Source organism: Heliomicrobium sulfidophilum (genome assembly GCF_057715735.1).
On sequence record NZ_JBVTZZ010000005.1, the window covers coordinates 219,220 to 233,351 of the forward strand.

Here is a 14,132-nt window from a genome sequence, read left to right on the forward strand (position 1 = left end):
CATCCAGGATCTCCTTTTTCTGCGTATTTTAGAAAAGGCGGTTGGCTTCCGCGCCAACGCGATGAAGCAACCGCCTGAAAAATCGAGAATGAGCGCAACCGCAGTCTGCCTGACTGGCGTGTCGTTCACGACTTGCCTAACCAGAATGTATGGATTACGAAGTCTTTGCCTGAGATGTTACCACCGCTTCACGATGATCCCCGCGCCCGCAAGGACCTCTACGGCCCGATCGGCGTCAGGCGCTTCGTAAAAACCGATGCGGATCGTCCCGCCATGGCCCTCACGAACACGGAGGATTTCAATGTCAGCAATGTTGACGCCGTTATCGCCGAGGAGGCGGGCCATGGTGCCGATCACGCCAGGCTCGTCAGGCACCGTGACGACGATCTCATGGATGCCCGGCAGAATCCCTTTGGCCTTGCGGGGAATCGATAGGCGAACCTCACGGGCATGGACGAGGGTTTCCCGGAGCGCCTCGATCGAAGTATCGTTGTGGCGTTCTTGCGGGCGTGGCGAGCCGCAACCCCCACAGCCCTCGATCTGCGCCTCCAGCCGGTCGAGGGCGCTCCGGAAGCAGCCGATCATATGTAGCAAAGGCTCCCGGTTGGTGCAAGCGATGTCGACCCACATCTGCGGATCGCCGGCGGCGACGCGGGTCGTATCGCGGAAGCCCCCGGCGGCCAGCATGGACGCTTTCGGGCACCCTGTTGCCGCGTCGCTCAATGTCTCCACCAGGGCGACGGCCATCATATGGGGCAAGTGGCTGACCAGGGCGACTGTGCGGTCATGCTCCTCAGCGCTGAGTTGAAGCACCCGGGCGCCAGCGGCTTTCATCAACTCTTCCACCGCCTGCAAGGCCGCAGCGTCGGTGTCTGCATCCGGTGTCAGCACATAGACGGCGTTTTCCAGGAGGAAGCGGTCCGCCCCCCGGATCCCCTGCTTCTCCGATCCGGCCATAGGATGACCGCCGACGAAGGGGACCCCCGGCGGAAGCAACCGCCCCATCTGTTCTAGTACCCACTGTTTCGTTGAACCCACATCGGTCACGATCGTTCCCGGCTTGAGATGGCCGGCGATGGCCTCGATGATGGCCGGATAAGTCCGCACCGGTGTGGCCAGCACGACCAGATCCACCTCAGCGACGGCAACAGCCGCGTCCGCCTCGACCCGGTGGGCCGCGCGGGTGTCCAGGGCTAGCTTCCGCGTCTCCTCATCGCGGTCAACGCCGATCACCTCGTCGACCAATTGCCCCTGAGTCAAAGCCATCGCCAGAGAACCGCCGATGACACCGAGACCGATCACGGCCACCCGGCGAATGGAGACGCTTGTTTCCCCTTTATCCAAATCTGTGCAGCGATAGGTTTTTTCCGTCTGAGCCTTCGCTTCCCGGCAAAAGGATGGCTCCGCCTGAACCGAATCTACACAGCAAAAGCTATCTTCCGCCTGTTCCATTCGTTCACCCCCGGAGATAGCTGCCCAGCACACGGATCAGGATGGTAAACTGTCCGATGGCGTTGAGCGCCTCAGCCACCTTCCGATCGCGCTGGTGGCCGACAAAGTCGATAAAAAAGAGGTACTGGCCCAGTTCGTGTTTGGTGGGCCGTGATTCGATGCGGGTCAGGTTGATCTCCCGCTCGGCAAACTCCTTCAAGATGGCATAGAGGCCGCCGGGACGGTCCTGGGGCAGGGAACAGACGAGGGATGTCTTGTCATTGCCTGTCGGTTCCGTCAACTGCCGACCGACGACGACGAACCGCGTCTTGTTGTTGGGCCGGCTCTGGATATCAGACTGGGCGATCGCCAGGCCGAGCCGCTGGGCGGCGAAGGCCGAGCCGATGGCGGCCCGCGGCGCCTCGGGGGTGCTCAACTCCAGAGCTTTTTTCGCCCCTTCCACCGTCGAGGAGGTGGCGATAGGCATCGCGTTGGGCAGTTTCGCGTCGAGAAACTTGCGGCACTGGGCCAGCGGTTGCGGGTGGGAGTAGACCTCGACGACACGGCTCCAGTCGACGCCGTGGGGGACGAGCAGGTGGTTGTGGACGGAGAGGATCCGTTCCCCGAAGATGAAGAGTCCCGGGTTTTCCACCAGTTCATCCAAGGTCTGGTTGATGGTGCCCTCGATAGAGTTCTCCAGGGGCAAGATGGCCGCCTCGATCTCCCAGAGACTCAAAGCCTCATAGATGGCCGATATGCTGGAAAAAGGCCGCAGGGGCGTCTCCGGTAAAAAAAAGGCCTGGGCCGCTTCTTCGCTGAAGGTGCCTTCAGGCCCCAGATAGCCCACCGGCCCCTTGACGGCGCCGGCGAGCCCCTTCGGTTGTCGCTCAATCATCATATCTACAGATCCGTCTCCTTGCCGGTATTCGCTGTTTCGGTAGTATTGACAGGATTTCTCGAAATCCCTTCCCCGATCCTTCTACAGCGGCGGCAAGCCGACAAAAATTCTTTTCTTACGACTCTCTTTGCTCATCCACTTTGCTCATCCAGGGTGACAATTCGCTCCCGCTAGGACCGTAGCCTATGCTGTCCGTCCCATCACGCCGGCCACGCGACGCAGGTCATCCATGAGGCTAACGAATTCCTCAGGCCGCAGAGACTGAGGACCGTCGCAGAGCGCTTCGGCCGGGTTGGGGTGCACCTCCACCATGATCCCGTCCGCGCCGGCGGCCACGGACGCCATCGACATGGGCCGCACGAGGTGGCGCTTGCCGGTGCCATGGCTGGGATCAACGATGATCGGCAGGTGGCTCAGGCTCTTGATGATCGGAATGGCGCTCAGATCGAGGGTGTTCCGTGTCGACGTCTCAAAGGTGCGGATGCCCCGCTCGCAGAGGATGACGTTGTAATTGCCGCCGGCCATGATGTATTCGGCCGCCATCAGCCACTCCTCAATCGTAGCCGACAGGCCGCGCTTAAGCAGGATCGGCCGGTTCACCTTGGACAATTCGCGCAGCAGGTGGAAGTTCTGCATATTGCGGGTCCCCACCTGCAGGATATCGCTGTATTCGGCGATGATATCGATGCTGCGGGTGTCCATGACCTCCGTGCAGATCAACAGGCCCGTCTCCTCCCGCGCCTGGGCCAGGAGCTTGAGCCCCTGTTCTTCGAGACCCTGGAAGGCGTAGGGGGAGGTCCGGGGCTTGAAAGCGCCGCCCCGCAGGATCTTGGCGCCAGCCGCTTTGACGGCCTGGGCCGATTCAAGGAGTTGCTCCCAGCTTTCGACGGCGCAGGGACCGGCAAAAATCTGCAGTTCGTCGCCGCCGATCGCCACATCTCCGATGCGGATGACCGTATTCTCGTGGCGGAAGGAACGGCCGGCCAGTTTATATGGTTGAAGCACAGGCATCACTTTCTCCACTCCCGGTTGGGCCTCCAGCGTTGACGCCGAGATCCGGGACTTATCGCCGATGACGCCGATGATCGTTTTCTCGACGCCCTGAGACAGGTGAATCTGCAAACCTTCTTTTACGAGACGTTGCTTGATCGCCTCAATCTGCTGGGCCGATGCCCCTTCGCTCATCACAATGATCATGTGACAGATCCTCCCTCTTCCTTCTGTTAATGTGTCCGGTCGGAAGGTCAGGCAATCGTCGGCCCGAGAAGACAAAAAGGTACCCCAACTGGTGGAGTACCTCAAAATCGCCAGACAGACTCCTACCATGCTTCCGTGCTACATAAAAAGTGAAACTCACCCGTGGGCCCGCAAGCCCTTCATCCTGCACCGGAGGACGATCCAATCGCCTCCGCTACCTTGACCATCTTAGAGAGATGATCTCCTACATGATTCAATATAGCACAGCCCCCACCAGGCTGCAACCTTTTTCCAATTGTCCGAATTTTTTTGGCAGCAGGGATATTTCATGTGTCTATTATTCCAGTGCCATGGAACGTGGCAGCTCCAGAACTCAGCCGACCGCCGCCGCCAACTCCCGCGTAAAAGCGCCCACCTCGGCCAGCATCCGCGCTCGGTCATCCAGGTTTTTGGCGATGAGCTTGACGATGGCGCTGCCGACGATGACGCCGTCACACTTGGGCGCTACAACGGCCACATGATCTGCCGTGGAGATGCCAAAGCCGAGGGCCAGCGGCGTATCCGTCATCGCCCGCACCCGCTCCAGTAAGGCCGCCGCGTCAGGCGGCAGGTCGGCGCGCATCCCCGTCACCCCGAGCAGGGAGACACAGTAGATGAAACCGCGCGCCTTTTCGGCGATGCGTTGGATCCGCTCCGGCGTCGATGTAGGCGCGGCAAGGGGGATCAGCGCCAGACCCACTTCATCAAGGGGTTCACGCAGCACATCGCCCTCTTCCGCCGGCAGGTCGGCCACGATGACGCCGTCAACGCCGGAGGCTGCCGCCTCGCGGGCAAACCGCGTCAGGCCGAAGCGAAGAACGGGGTTGTAATAGGTTAGGAGGACGATGGGGACCGAGGTCTCCTTGCGCAATTCTCGTACCGTTTCGAGGACTTTCATCACCGTCGTTCCGCTGGCCAGCGCCCGGCCGGCCGCCTCCTGGATGACGGGCCCGTCGGCGACAGGGTCGCTGAAAGGCACGCCCAGTTCGATGATGGAGACGCCATTTCGTTCCAGCGTCAGCACCAATTCCCGCGTCGTCTCGAGGTCAGGATCGCCAGCCGTCACATAGGCGATAAAGGCCCGTTTTCCTTCGGCTTTCAGGTTGGCAAAGGTCGTCGCCAACCGCTCAGTTCCGCGCAGTTCTTCCATCTCAGCCCACCTCCCCGGCCAGTGTGTGCACATCTTTGTCGCCGCGACCCGACAGGTTGACGATGATCAGGCTGTTCGGGCTCATCTGGGGCGCCAGCGTCGCCGCTTGAGCGATAGCGTGGGCGCTTTCCAAGGCCGGCAGGATGCCTTCTGTGAGGGCCAGGATGCGGACGCCCTCCAGCGCTTCTTTATCGGTAATCACCACAAACTCGGCTCTGCCGCTGTCTTTTAAATAAGAAAGTTGGGGTCCCACACCGGGGTAGTCGAGGCCGGCAGCGATCGAATGGGTCCCCAGGATCTGCCCGTCATCGTCCTGCAACAGATAAGAGACGGCGCCGTGCAATACGCCAGGAATGCCGGCCGACAGCGACGCCGAGTGCCGTCCCGTCTCCACCCCGTCGCCGCCAGCCTCGACGCCGATCAGGCGGACCGACGAGTCGGAGAGAAAGCCGGAAAACATGCCAATGGCGTTGCTGCCGCCGCCGACACAAGCCAGCACGGCGTCCGGCAGGCGCCCTTCCTTCTCCAGGATCTGTGCCCGCGCTTCCACGCCGATGACCGACTGAAAGCAACGCACGATGGAGGGATAGGGGTGGGGGCCGGCGGCGGTGCCGAAGCAGTAAAAAGTATCCTGCACATTGGCCACCCAGTCGCGCATGGCCTCGTTGATGGCGTCTTTGAGGGTCCGCGTTCCCGAGGTGACAGCGATCACCTTCGTCCCGAGCAGTTGCATGCGCAGCACGTTCAAGGCTTGGCGCTCCACATCTTCTGCGCCCATATAGACCTCACAGGGGATGCCGAAGAGGGCGCAGGCGGTTGCTGTCGCCACCCCGTGCTGGCCGGCGCCTGTCTCGGCGATGACCCGCTTTTTGCCCATCTTCTTGGCCATCAGCACCTGGCCGAGGGTGTTGTTGATCTTATGGGAACCGGTATGGTTCAGGTCCTCCCGCTTCAAGTAGATGCGGGCGCCGCCCAGGTGCTCCGTGAGCCGTTGCGCATAGTAAAGCCGGCTGGGCCGCCCGGCATATTCAGCGAGGAGGGTCTGAAACTCCTCCTGGAAGGCGGGGTCGTCCGCCATCTGGCGAAAAGCGGCCTCCAGTTCCTCCAGGGCCGGTTTCAGTGTCTCGGGGACAAAGGCGCCGCCGAAAGCGCCAAAACGACCATCATGGGTAAGTTGTCCAGTCAAGGCGGACACCCCTTTCCTATTGTTAAAAAAGTTTTTCGTCGCCGTTGTCTTCTCCGAGCCGATCTTCGGGCCGGAAACGAGCCGCTTCCACAAAGGCTGCCGCCTTCGCCGGATCCTTTTTCCCGTCCGTCTCCACGCCGGAGGCCACGTCGACGCCGAAGGGACGGACGCGGACGATGGCCTCGTGGACGTTTTCGGGGGTGAGCCCACCGGCGAGGATGAGGGGGCGACGCAACCGGTCGCCGATCTTGGACCAGTCAAAGGTACGGCCCATCCCACCCAGGGCGTTCCGGCAGTAGGCGTCGACGAGGTAGGCGTTGACGTCATACTCGTGGGCCGCCTGCGCCAAGGTCCCCCAGTCGGTGAAGGCGGTGGCTCCTTTTTTGGCTTCCGGCGCGTCAGCCCCCAGCCGGAAAGCCTTGATCACCGGATAGGACCAGCGCCGGCAGTATTCGGGCGTCTCTTCGCCGTGAAACTGGAGCACCTGGAGCCGGCAGAAGGTTGCGATCTCCTCCGCACTGTAGCGGGGCTCATCAGCGAAGACGCCGACGACAGACACAAAAGGCGGCAGTTTGAGGATGATCTCCCGGGCCCTTTCCGGGTTGATGTAGCGCCGGGAACCGCGGACAAAATTGAAGGCGATGGCGTGAGCGCCGGCGCCCACGGCCGCTTCCGCGTCTTCAAAGGACTGGATGCCGCAGATTTTCACGCGTGGATGGACGAGCATGTCGGGACCTCCCCTTGGGGTTGGTGTAAATAAAGAAGCGTTCTTAGCAGATGAACCAGGTGAAGGTCAGCCCGGCAAGCCGATCAGATGGCGCAGCGCTTTCCCCGGATCAACCGCCGTCACCAGCGCCTCGCCGACAAGGACGGCGTCAAAGCCGGCTTCCACGGCGCGTTGCGCATCGCCGGCATCCCGGATGCCGCTCTCAGCCACCTTGACGACGCCTCCCGGCAACGCTGCGCCGAGGCGCAGGACCAGCTCTTTGTCCACGGTCAACGTGGCCAGGTTGCGGGCATTGATGCCGACGACAGGCAGCCAATCGGGGCGATGAGACCGGTTCTTCTCCACCGCCCTGATCGTCCAGGCCAGGTCTTCCTCGTCATGGACCTCGATAAGCGTATGGATCCCGTATTCCAAGGCAGAAGCACACATCTCCGTAAGGCGGGACGGACCGAGCATGGCAGCGATGAGCAGACAGGCGTCAGCGCCGCAGATGCGCGCCTCCAGCACTTGATAGGGGTCGATCAGGAAATCCTTACGCATCACCGGCAGGCTGACCCGCCCTATCGCTTCCTGGAGATCGTCAAGGTGACCCAAAAAGTATTTTTCCTCCGTCAATATGGAAAGGGCCGACGCGCCGGCCTGTTCATACCGCGCCGCCAGGTCTCCCGCTTTTGCTTCCGGGAACAGGGGGCCTTTTGAGGGAGAGGCTCGTTTCACCTCGGCGATGACCCGGACCGGCCCCGACGGGCGCTGCCGTTGCAGCGCCCCAGCAAAGTCAAGGACCGGCCCCATGCGGGCGACGCCGCGAGCCAGTTCCGAAAAACCAACCTGCTGCCGCCCCATCCGGACCCGCTCGGCCTGAATCTCCCACATGGTCGCCAGAAACCCCGTCAGGGGAACCTCAGGGATCAGGTCAGTCATGCGCTCACCCCGCGTTCCCGCAGGGAGGCCGCTTCGGTCGTCAGCGCCTTGACCTGCTCCAGGAGGGTGAGCGCCTCGCCGCTATCAATCACCGACCGGGCCAGGGCGATCCCTTCTTCCAGTCTGTCCACCTTCCCGGAGACGCAGAGGGCGGCGGCGGCGTTTACGAGGACGATGTCCCGGCGCGGCCCCGCTTCCCCTTGCAAGATGGCCTGGGTGATGGCGGCGTTCCGGTCGCGATCGCCCCCTTTGATGTCCTCAGGAGCGCAATAATCAAAACCATAGGCGCGGGGATCGAGGGTCTCCAGATGGACCTCACCCGCTTCCAATCTCGCCACCGTCGTCGGCCCCGTCAAGCTGATCTCATCGAGGCCATCCTGGCCGTGAACGACCCAGGCTGAGGTCACACCGAGGCGGCGAAGCACATGGGCGATCACCTTCACCCGTTCAGCGCTGTTGACGCCGAGCAGTTGACGGACCGCCCCGGCGGGGTTGCTCAAAGGGCCGAGCAGGTTGAAGACCGTCGGCACACCCAGTTCCCGCCGCGTCGGCGCCGCATGGGCCATGGCGCGGTGGCACTGGGGGGCGAAAAAGAAGCCGAAACCCGTCCGCATCAGACAATCATAGGCGTCGTTCGGCGACAGATCGACGGTGACACCCAGCGCTTCCAGCACATCGGCAGAACCGGCCCGGCCCGACATGGCCCGGTTGCCGTGCTTCGCCACAGGCACACCGGCGGCGGCCACAACCAGGGCGGCCGTCGTGGAGATATTGAAGGTGCCGGCGCCATCGCCGCCGGTGCCGCAGGTATCGACCATCTGCATCCGCGTCGCCTCAAACCCGGCGGGAACGTACTCGGCCAGTTCGCGGCTCACCCGGCTGCGCATCGCCCGGGCAAAGCCGGCGATCTCCTCTTCGCCCTCGCCGGTCAAGCGCAGGGCGACCAATAGCGCCGCCAGTTGCACCGAAGGGACTTTCCCCTCCATCACAGCGTACATCAGTTCCTCAGCCCGCCCTTCGCCGAGGCGCTCTCCGCTCAAGAGAGCTTGCAGGCTGTGCTTGGCAATCTCCAGGGACTGGCTCATCTCATCTCACCTCTGATTTATCTTAAAACTTCCTATAAACTTCCGCTTTCTTTGGCCCGAAAAGGCACGTATTCAATAGATGCCTTCATCACGCCCGCAAGGAGAGGAAGTTGCGCAACAGCCCTTTCCCCGCCTCTGTCAGGATCGACTCCGGGTGAAACTGGACACCTTCCACCGCCAACTCCCGGTGGCGCAGCCCCATGATCTCGCCCTGGTCGCTCCGCGCCGTAATCTCCAGGCAGTCAGGCAGGCTCTCCTCCTCCACGATCAGCGAGTGGTACCGCGTGGCCGTGAAAGGGTTGGGCAGGCCGGCAAAGATCGTCCGTCCGTCATGGTGGATGGGCGATGTCTTGCCATGCATCAGCCGGGGCGCCCCGATGACACGCCCGCCAAAGACCTGGCCGATTGACTGGTGGCCCAGGCAGACGCCGAAGATAGGGATCTGCCCGGCGTAGCGGCCGATTACATCCATCGATATGCCTGCCTCGTTGGGGGTACAGGGTCCCGGCGAGATGACGATGTGGGAAGGATGGAGGTCCGCGATGTCCTCCGGCGCGATGGCATCATTGCGATAAACCTCGATAGCGTCGGTCATCTCCCCCAAGTACTGAACCAGGTTATAGGTAAAGGAGTCGTAGTTATCGATGACGACGATCACCGCAATCCCCCCTCCGCCACAGCTAAGGCCTCCAGGAGCGCCCTCGCCTTGTTCATCGTCTCTTCATATTCCATCTCCGGAACCGAGTCGGCCACGATCCCGGCGCCGGCCTGGATCTGGGCCTTCCCGTCGCGCATCAGCACCGTGCGGATGGTGATGCAGGTGTTCAAGTTGCCGTCAAAGCTGAGATAGCCCACGGCGCCGCCATAAGGCCCTCGGCGCACCGGCTCCAACTCGTCGATGATCTCCATGGCCCGGATCTTAGGGGCGCCGCTCAAGGTGCCCGCCGGCATGACGCAACTGAGTGCGTCAAGGGCGGTCACATCGGGCCTTAACACCCCGGCGACGCGGCTGACGATGTGCATCACATGAGAGTAATTTTCCACTTCCATAAACTGTTCCACTCGGACCGTTCCCATCTGGCAGACTCGGCCCAAGTCGTTGCGGCCCAGATCGACGAGCATCAGGTGCTCAGCCCGCTCCTTTTCATCCTGAAGCAGTTCCTCCGCCAGTCGCCGGTCCGCTTCGGCATCCCGGCCCCGGGGCCGCGTGCCGGCGATAGGGTGTGTCTCCACCCGCCTGCCCTCGACACGAATCAGCGCCTCCGGCGACGAACCGGCCACCTGCATCCCCGGCAGGTTCAGATAAAAGAGGTAGGGCGACGGGTTCAAGGATCGCAGCGCCCGGTAGACATTGAGCGGATGGGTCTTGAGCGGCCGGGTGAGCCGCTGCGACAGGACGACCTGGAAGGCGTCGCCGGCGGCGATGTACTCCTTGCAGCGTTCGACGGCCTGACAGTAACCGGCGCGGTCAAAGGTGGACGTGATCTCCTTCACCGCCGCCGAACCGGCTTGAGCTTGTTTTTCTGATGATGCTCCTGCTGCTTCCGCTGAAGTCTCGGTACCTGTTTCAGCGAACCTTTCCGTTGGTAGCGGCGACACCGGTCCGCGCAACCGCTGGAGCAGTTCCTGAAGCTGCGCCTGGCCGTAACGGTAAGCCGCCTCATCGCCCGCTTCGGCCAGCAGGACGAGGGTCCCCCGGTGGCGCAGGTGATCGATGACCAGGGTGAAACGGGTGATCATCAGCATCATCTCCGGCAACTGCCGGTCATCGACGCTGTGCGCTGGCAACCGCTCATAATGGCGGATCAGATCATAGGAAAAATACCCGACAGGGCCGCCGTAGAAGGGGGGCAAGCCCGCATTGGCCGGAACAGGGGCGACCTTCAGGTCGGCCAGCCACTGTTCCACGCCTTTGAGGGGCTCACCGGCTTTGGTGCCGGAAGCGGCATTGGAAGCAGCGCCGGTTGCATCGCCCGCTGCCTCTGTTCCGCCCTCTTCGGCAGCCACTCTGGCAACCGGCTGAGGCGGCCAGGAGAAAAAGGCCAGGGGATCGGCGCCGGCGTAGGAATAGCGCCCGAGGACGGTGCCCCGCTCCACACTTTCCAGCAGGTAGCCCAAACCCTCGCCGGTCAGCTTGCGATACAATGTGATCGGCGTATCCTCGTCGGTGCTGAACGATATCCACAGCGGGACATACCGGTGTTCCCGGCTCAGCCGGACAAACTCGACCGCATCGGAAGATGTGCGGTGCAGGTTCAAGGTTCACCCTCCTTCCCGGCGGAGGTGAAGCGAGACCGGAAAAAAGCGTACAAAAAAACCGGCCCACCGAAGGTAGACCGGTTTTCTGACAAAATCAGTAAAAACCGCCTCTCCGCTCGACTCCACTGGACTCCGCTCAACTACTCTAAAACTCAACTCACTGCCAAAGTACCATAGCTGTATGGAATTGTCAACGATTTTTCGGAAACTGCGCCGGCGCTTTTTTGCTTGCAATAGGACTACCCATGGAGTACCTTGTACATAAAGACCCCTTACATAAAAAAGGAGTGAACCCACCTGAACAGTATGAAAAAAGGGCCCTATCGCATTCCCGCTTTCCTGGTTGCCCTGTCCTTCGTCTGCTGGGCAACCCTTTTCTATCCCTTTGGAATGGCTGGCGCTTCTGCCGCTTCACCAGCCAAGGTCGACCCCAAACTGGCCGAGATCCGTCAGATGATCGCGGAAGCTTATGTAGACACCCCCGCTCCTGAAGTCTTTCAAAAAGACACGATCGAAGAAACGGTAAAAGCCCTCAAAGACCCCTACTCCCTGTACCTGGACGAGAAGGAATTCCAGGAGCTATTGGAATCGGTGAACATGAATTACCACGGCGTGGGCATGGTTATCGCCCCTGGCGGAGAGTACCCCACCGTCGAAAGGACCATCCCCAACTCTCCGGCGGAAAAAGCCGGCATCAAAAGCGGCGATGCCATCGTCGGCATCAACGGCGAGTCGACCTACGGCGTATCCGTCGACGAGTTGGCCGGAAAAGTGCGCGGCCCCGAAGGCACCACTGTCAGCCTTACCTTGAAACTGGACAAATCCGGAGAAGAACGGAATATCAACCTGACACGGCGGCGCATCGAAATGCCCCAAGCGGAGGGTCGCATGCTCGAAGGAACCATCGGCTACATTCAGGTAAGCACCTTCGGCGAACGCACCGGCGAGGAATTCAAAAACGCCTACGAACAACTGCAAAAGGCCGGCATGAAGCAACTGATCATCGACCTGCGCGGCAACGGCGGCGGTGAAGTCACGGCGGTGGAAGAATTGGCTGATTTCCTGCTTCCCGAGGGACCCCTTTACCACATAGCCGGCCGAAAACTGCCCAAAGAAACCTTCACCACCACCGGAAAAGAAAGGCCCATCCCCATGGCGATCCTCGTTGACAAGGGCTCGGCCAGCGCCTCGGAACTGCTCTCTGGCGCCCTCAGGGAACGGGCTCATGCCGTCCTCATCGGCGCCAGAACCTTTGGCAAGGGCTCCGTCCAGAGCCTCTTTGAACTCGAACACGGCGGTGTCCTGAAACTGACCATCGCCCACTACACCACCGCCCTGGACCGGCCTGTCGACAAAGTGGGCTTAACGCCCGATCAGACAGTCGGTTATGAACCGCTCCAGTTGATCCGGGCAAAAGAAGCATTGTCTCCGGGGAAACCCAAGCAGTTGCGTTTTTTCCTCGACCAAAAGGAGGCCTGGATCAATCAGGATCACCTGTCTCTCGACAGCGCCCCCTTCCTCCAGGATGACCGTACATACCTGCCGTTGCGCTTCCTGGGTGAGGCTTTGGGAGGAACCGTAGAGTACCGGGAGGGCGAGCGCCGGGCGACGATCACTGTTAGTGGCAAAAGCCTGGACATCCCCCTTGACGGCGGCGAAGTACGGCTGAATCAACAAAGCATCGCAAATATCGGAATGCTGCCAACTGTCAACGACCGTATTCTCTCGCCAGTGCGGTTGCTCAGCGAAAACCTGGGCTTTGATGTGGTTTTTAACGAAGAGACTAAGGAAGTTCGGATCAACAAGCCCTGATCGACCCAGTCTTTGACTAGAATCTTTTTTGATTTCGACCCACAATGATGTTCACTTAAATAGAGAATGCCCTGTATTGCTTAGAGAAACAGTACAGGGCCTTTCGTTTTGGCATAATGCTTTTGCGCTGGAGAAACGGAGCGTCTTTATGAGCGTCTATTCTTTACATCATGGGCCTTCCCGGTTGCTCCTGATCCCGCCGCACTTTGTCATAGGCCGGAATAAAATCCCACTCCTCATCCACGGAAACCACTTTCCCCTCCTTGGCCGACTGCAGGATATCGAGGATCGTCTTCGTGTCGCCATACTCCAACTCCGGTGACACGGCGATCGCCTCCTGTCCCGTCATCGCCTTGTAGAAGTTGAGCAGTTCGTTGTAATACCCCCGCTGGGGCCGGTACTGGATCAGTTCCGACTTGCCGTCGTTGTAGGCCACGTTGACAAAACCGCAGTCCCGCTCCTCCAGATAGATCATCCCTGTCGTCCCGAAGATACGCAAGCCCACCAAAGGCCGCTGCATCTCCTTGCCGGCGGTGAAGAAGGAGAACTGGCCCACGACGCCGCTTTTGAAGCGGAAGTTGACAGATACAGTAGCATAGGGGGCGTACTCACCGTTATACAACGGGACGCCGAAGGCGTGCAGTTTGTCGATAGGGCCGAAGATGTGCCGCAAGGCCGCCATGTCATGGACGCCGGTGTCCATGATCGAACCGCCTGGATAGTCAGGGTGCTGCCGCCAGGGCGTGTTGGGAAACTTGTTCGGCTTACCCATTTCGCAGGGGAAACAGGCCACCCGGTTTTGCACAAAGTAGTAGATATCGCCGACTCGTTTCGTCCGCACCAGGTCGCGGATGATATTGATCTCTTCGTTAAACCGGTAGTTTTCGGCGATCATGATCGGCACATCGTACTTCTTGGGCAGTTCTGCATGGGCCTTCGCCTGCTCCAGCGTAGGCGCCAAGGGCTTTTCGCAGATGATGCCTTTTTTCGTTCCCGAGATCGCTTCGGCCACCTCAGCCGTCACCTTGTAGTTAAGTTCAATGGGCACCATGATATCGATGACATCGAGATCATCCCGAGTCACCATGGGCAGGTAGTCGGTATACACATCCTTGTCGGAAAGACCGAACCGCCGCGCCCATTCGGCGGCCTTTCCCCGGTTGATGTCACAGACCGCCTTGATTTCGTAGTAGTCTTTCAACTCCTGAAAAGCCGGGTAATGGAGTTGTTCTAGGGCCAAACCGGCTCCGATGATGCCAACACGCAGTTTTTGCATTTCTGACTTAACCGCTCCTTCGTTATGATGGGGTGTCATCTCAATCGAGATAAGTCCCGATGCAATTACCCTGACGGATTTAATGTTCCTTATCGAAACAGATGGTATACCCCAGAGGAACCTTTCAGCGCTGACCTGCATATGATCTACC

The 14,132-nt window shown here is 60.6% G+C and carries 12 protein-coding genes; 1 reads left to right on the plus strand and 11 read right to left on the minus strand.

Going from position 1 to position 14,132, the window contains the following annotated elements:
- Nucleotides 1-177: 177 nt before the first annotated feature.
- The 10 genes from AC0CW1_RS06785 to trpE all read right to left on the minus strand — a co-directional run bounded on the left by AC0CW1_RS06785 (nt 178) and on the right by trpE (nt 10,893).
- Nucleotides 178-1,452 (minus strand): prephenate dehydrogenase/arogenate dehydrogenase family protein, encoded by a 1,275-nt coding sequence (locus AC0CW1_RS06785; protein ID WP_488182322.1) that lies wholly within the window; start codon nt 1,450-1,452, stop codon nt 178-180.
- A 4-nt stretch (nt 1,453-1,456) separates the two neighbouring features.
- A complete protein-coding gene (gene pheA, locus AC0CW1_RS06790; protein ID WP_488182323.1) occupies nt 1,457-2,329 on the minus strand; it encodes a prephenate dehydratase in 873 nt (290 codons plus the stop codon).
- Between the two features lie 183 nt (nt 2,330-2,512).
- Nucleotides 2,513-3,526, minus strand: coding sequence for a 3-deoxy-7-phosphoheptulonate synthase (gene aroF, locus AC0CW1_RS06795; protein WP_488182324.1), 1,014 nt, complete (start codon nt 3,524-3,526; stop codon nt 2,513-2,515).
- A 373-nt stretch (nt 3,527-3,899) separates the two neighbouring features.
- Nucleotides 3,900-4,715, minus strand: coding sequence for a tryptophan synthase subunit alpha (gene trpA, locus AC0CW1_RS06800; RefSeq protein ID WP_488182325.1), 816 nt, complete (start codon nt 4,713-4,715; stop codon nt 3,900-3,902).
- Nucleotide 4,716: 1 nt separating this feature from the next.
- A complete protein-coding gene (gene trpB, locus AC0CW1_RS06805) occupies nt 4,717-5,901 on the minus strand; it encodes a tryptophan synthase subunit beta (protein WP_488182326.1) in 1,185 nt (394 codons plus the stop codon).
- A gap of 22 nt (nt 5,902-5,923) precedes the next feature.
- Entirely contained in the window at nt 5,924-6,628 is a 705-nt protein-coding gene (locus AC0CW1_RS06810) for a phosphoribosylanthranilate isomerase (RefSeq protein ID WP_488182327.1), read from the minus strand.
- A gap of 66 nt (nt 6,629-6,694) precedes the next feature.
- A complete protein-coding gene (locus tag AC0CW1_RS06815) occupies nt 6,695-7,549 on the minus strand; it encodes an indole-3-glycerol phosphate synthase TrpC (protein WP_488182328.1) in 855 nt (284 codons plus the stop codon).
- The gene (trpD, locus tag AC0CW1_RS06820; protein ID WP_488182329.1) at nt 7,546-8,634 is read right to left on the minus strand and encodes an anthranilate phosphoribosyltransferase; all 1,089 of its coding nucleotides are present in this window, start codon (nt 8,632-8,634) and stop codon (nt 7,546-7,548) included. The genes AC0CW1_RS06815 and trpD overlap by 4 nt, the downstream gene beginning before the upstream one ends.
- An 88-nt stretch (nt 8,635-8,722) precedes the next feature.
- Nucleotides 8,723-9,292 (minus strand): anthranilate synthase component II, encoded by a 570-nt coding sequence (locus tag AC0CW1_RS06825; RefSeq protein ID WP_488182330.1) that lies wholly within the window; start codon nt 9,290-9,292, stop codon nt 8,723-8,725.
- Nucleotides 9,289-10,893, minus strand: a complete 1,605-nt coding sequence (gene trpE / locus AC0CW1_RS06830; protein WP_488182331.1) for an anthranilate synthase component I — start codon at nt 10,891-10,893, stop codon at nt 9,289-9,291. The genes AC0CW1_RS06825 and trpE overlap by 4 nt, the downstream gene beginning before the upstream one ends.
- Nucleotides 10,894-11,199: 306 nt before the next feature.
- Here trpE and AC0CW1_RS06835 point away from each other — a divergent pair, with 306 nt between their 5' ends.
- Nucleotides 11,200-12,705: a S41 family peptidase gene (locus AC0CW1_RS06835; RefSeq protein WP_488182332.1), complete on the plus strand. Its 1,506-nt coding sequence runs from the start codon at nt 11,200-11,202 to the stop codon at nt 12,703-12,705.
- A 163-nt stretch (nt 12,706-12,868) separates the two neighbouring features.
- Here the strand turns inward: AC0CW1_RS06835 and AC0CW1_RS06840 are convergent, their stop codons facing one another.
- Nucleotides 12,869-13,981 carry a Gfo/Idh/MocA family protein gene (locus tag AC0CW1_RS06840; RefSeq protein WP_488182333.1) on the minus strand — a complete coding sequence of 371 codons (1,113 nt, stop codon included), beginning with the start codon at nt 13,979-13,981 and terminating at the stop codon, nt 12,869-12,871.
- Between the last annotated feature and the right edge of the window lie 151 nt (nt 13,982-14,132).

Excerpts from the sequence above, each read along its gene's own strand:
- AC0CW1_RS06785 (WP_488182322.1), bottom strand. The coding sequence starts at position 1,452 with ATGGAACAGGCGGAAGATAGCTTTTGCTGTGTAGATTCGGTTCAGGCG.
- pheA (WP_488182323.1), bottom strand. The coding sequence starts at position 2,329 with ATGATGATTGAGCGACAACCGAAGGGGCTCGCCGGCGCCGTCAAGGGG.
- aroF (WP_488182324.1), bottom strand. The coding sequence starts at position 3,526 with ATGATCATTGTGATGAGCGAAGGGGCATCGGCCCAGCAGATTGAGGCG.
- trpA (WP_488182325.1), bottom strand. The coding sequence starts at position 4,715 with ATGGAAGAACTGCGCGGAACTGAGCGGTTGGCGACGACCTTTGCCAAC.
- AC0CW1_RS06810 (WP_488182327.1), bottom strand. The coding sequence starts at position 6,628 with ATGCTCGTCCATCCACGCGTGAAAATCTGCGGCATCCAGTCCTTTGAA.
- AC0CW1_RS06815 (WP_488182328.1), bottom strand. The coding sequence starts at position 7,549 with ATGACTGACCTGATCCCTGAGGTTCCCCTGACGGGGTTTCTGGCGACC.
- trpD (WP_488182329.1), bottom strand. The coding sequence starts at position 8,634 with ATGAGCCAGTCCCTGGAGATTGCCAAGCACAGCCTGCAAGCTCTCTTG.
- AC0CW1_RS06835 (WP_488182332.1), top strand. The coding sequence starts at position 11,200 with ATGAAAAAAGGGCCCTATCGCATTCCCGCTTTCCTGGTTGCCCTGTCC.
- AC0CW1_RS06840 (WP_488182333.1), bottom strand. The coding sequence starts at position 13,981 with ATGCAAAAACTGCGTGTTGGCATCATCGGAGCCGGTTTGGCCCTAGAA.